Raw genomic sequence first — 2976 nt, 5'->3', positions numbered from 1 at the left:
GGGGATGGCGGGGAAACATTTTGCGCACACGTAGCAACACAGGATCGATACGGTCTGAACACACAACCATTGTGGTGGCAATCACTATCAGCAACCCTCCCCACAGTTCGCGGGGCGTAATCGTCTGGTTGAGAGTCAGTATGCTGAGAGCTACGGCAGTCACCGGCTCAAGTGCGCCGAAAATTGCTGTGGAAGTCGAGCCGATGCAATGTATCGCCACAGTTGTGCAACCCAGTGACACCACTGTGGGCAACGCCGCCAAAGCTGCAAGATTTACCCAGTCCGAAGCACATGGCACCGGAGTAAACGGAGTGCCGATGGCAAACATGAAAAGAAACACCATACTGCCGAATGCAAGCTGCCAGAAGAGCAGTTTGAGCGTAGGTATGGACTGCACCGCGCGCGACACATTGGTCATCACAAGGTAGATGGCATACGTGAGCGAAGAAAGCATAACCAGGACCACGCCGGTTCCGCTGACTTCCATCCCTTCGGGCGCACGCAGCAACAGAACCAGACCGCCCGTCATTATGACAAGACACAACGCCGTTGTGGCGCGGAAACGCTCGTGAAAGAAGAACGTCATAAGCACCGCCACCATCACCGGATAAACAAAAAGCAAGGTCGACGCTATGCCGGAGTTCATGTAATTATACGATTGGAACAGTGTTAGCGATGATATTCCCATAAGTATCCCCAACACACCCAATGGCATAAGTTCCCCGCGACTGATTTTCAGCGAGTGCCCCCGCAAAAGCAACATTGATGCAAGAATAGGCAATCCAAGCAGATAACGGAAAAACAACACCGTATTCGGATTCATTCCGTCTGCATATAATGGCACTGCGAAAGCAGGGTTAGTGCCATAAGTGGCGGCAGCGACCGCTGCCAGGATATATCCCTTGAGTTTCATGCGGCAAAAGTAACGAAAAAAAGCGATTTTTTACTATATTTGCTCAATCCAAATACCCGTGAAATGAAAAGAATCGCAAAGGAACATATGATTTTGCCCGGCATTGTTGCCATGATATGCCTGACCGTAAAAGACATGATGCGCTACTCCCTGAGTCTTAGTGATAACAATGCGAGCAACGTGATGTTCAGGGAACTGGTCGGTGTAGCGACGACCGACACATAGGCAAAATATATACCGAAGTCAAACACCGCCCACGATATTCCATTGAACAGAAATCGCCAACAAAAAAAATGAGTACAGCAAGCACATGACCTGCCATTTTCAACTTAGAAGTTGTTTTTGCAATACAAAAATCTCTAAAAATTAAATATTTATGGAATAAATGTTATAAATTTGGATAAATAATAAAATTTACATAACTTTACGACATATACCTTAACTATCTTAAAAATCATTATTTATTCATTAACTATACGAAAAGGATGAGAATTTTTTTACGCTCAGCGACAATAGTAGCTACTATTGTATTAGGTTACGGCTTCGCAGAAGCCGAAACCTCGGTACTTCTTGATGTTGACTTCTCGGAAAAATGCACGGCAGGTTCTGAAAATGCTCCACAGATGTTCAAATACTCCAATGAATTTTCACAACTCGGACTAACTGGCTGGTCAATAAGCCCGGCAACCGGCGTCGGACAGGCTGGTGGCTCTCTTTATATCAATGACGGGGCATCCGTGCGCACCGGCAACCTCTCCATATCTCCTGCAAACGGTGGAGTAAAGGTAACATTGGTGGTAAAACTCAATAAAACGGATATGGGCATGGCTCAGCTCCAATGGGGTTACTCAATAACAGAGAATGCCGAAATAAATTCAGGCGAGTGGACCACAGTTGAATACATCGTGACTCCCGGCACAACCTCAAACTTCGCTAAAATCAGCCCTTTCCTTGTTGCCGACGGAATCTTCCTCAAGAGTGTCAAGATTGAACAGGGCAAAGAGTTTCTGGGTGTTCCCGTGCCGTCCCTCCCCTCTGATGCAAACGGCACTTCATTCACGGCAAGATGGAAAGCGGTAAGCGGCGCTACAAAATATTATCTCGATGTCTACAGCTATGGAGCTGATAACAAGAAAATCATGTTCCTTGAGAATCAGGAGGTGACTCCAACTTCCTCTTCTTATATATCATACAAAGTGGAAGGCTTAAACCCGGAAATCACTTATTACTATACCATACGTGCAGCAAATGAGACTGCCGTATCCGGCAATTCCGAAGAGATAGAGGTGATAAAGGTGATTTCAGCACTCAACAAACCGGCGGTGAGCGTCTCTGCTTCATCAGACGGCAGCTATACCGCGACATGGGGCGCCGTAGCTGATGCTGAAAGCTATTTTGTGAATGTGCTTTGCCGCAAGACCCTTGCCGAAGCCGGAAGCGCAGACATGCTTACAGAATCGTTCGACTGCTTTACCACTGGCACTATTGAAAACTTCGAATATGCGTACGACCGTCATCTTGAAATGCTCGGAGAAAAAGGATGGACAGGCAAAGACATGCTCTATTTCAAAGGAGGTATGGGACTTACCCCTTATTCCGCAAATGAGTCATATATCGCCACTCCGGTCATGGACCTCTCTTCCGACAACGGCAAAGTGACGGTAATACTCACGGCTGCAGCAACCAAAAACCGCGTCCTCTCCACTGATGGAGCTTTAAAACTTGCACTGGAAGATGCCGAAGGCAACCTTTCAGAACCGGTGGAATTAAAACTTAATGTCAGCGGATTCCATACATATACCGTAAACTTGACCGGAGGCACAGCAGCTTCAAAAGTGAAAATATACGATTTCAATGGTGAAACAAGTTTCCGCTATTTCTTCGATGACATAACCGTAAAGCAAATGAAACCCGCCGGATATGTAACCACATCCACTTATAAGACTGCGGAGGTTGAGACAACAAGCTTCACCGGCAGTATTGAAAAAGAAGACAATGCTGCCTATTATGTTACCATTACAGCTGCGGCAAGGACAGTTGACGGGGGCAACGTAGGCGTAATC

The 2976-nt window shown here is 46.6% G+C and carries 3 protein-coding genes; 2 read left to right on the top strand and 1 reads right to left on the bottom strand.

What is annotated here, in order from left to right; genetic code table 11:
- Positions 1 to 913: DMT family transporter (locus tag JX312_RS11465; protein ID WP_204458082.1), on the bottom strand; the 913-nt coding region annotated here is incomplete at its 3' end.
- A gap of 63 nt (positions 914 to 976) precedes the next feature.
- Between JX312_RS11465 and JX312_RS11460 the strand changes: the two genes are divergently transcribed.
- Both JX312_RS11460 and JX312_RS11455 read left to right on the top strand, forming a co-directional pair.
- Positions 977 to 1138, top strand: a complete 162-nt coding sequence (locus tag JX312_RS11460; protein ID WP_164916627.1) for a hypothetical protein — start codon at positions 977 to 979, stop codon at positions 1136 to 1138.
- 260 nt (positions 1139 to 1398) lie between these two features.
- On the top strand, positions 1399 to 2976 hold a 1578-nt coding region (locus JX312_RS11455; protein ID WP_204458081.1), incomplete at its 3' end, for a fibronectin type III domain-containing protein.

Origin of the sequence: Barnesiella sp. CU968, assembly GCF_905219685.1 — a bacterium.
Classification (GTDB): Bacteria; Bacteroidota; Bacteroidia; order Bacteroidales; family Muribaculaceae; genus Lepagella; species Lepagella muris_A.
Note: the sequence above shows the minus strand (reverse complement) of the source record. Positions and strands in the feature narration are given on the sequence as shown.

Bases quoted from the DNA above. Each gene is read 5' to 3' on its own strand.
- JX312_RS11460 (WP_164916627.1), top strand. From the start codon at position 977: ATGAAAAGAATCGCAAAGGAACATATGATTTTGCCCGGCATTGTTGCC.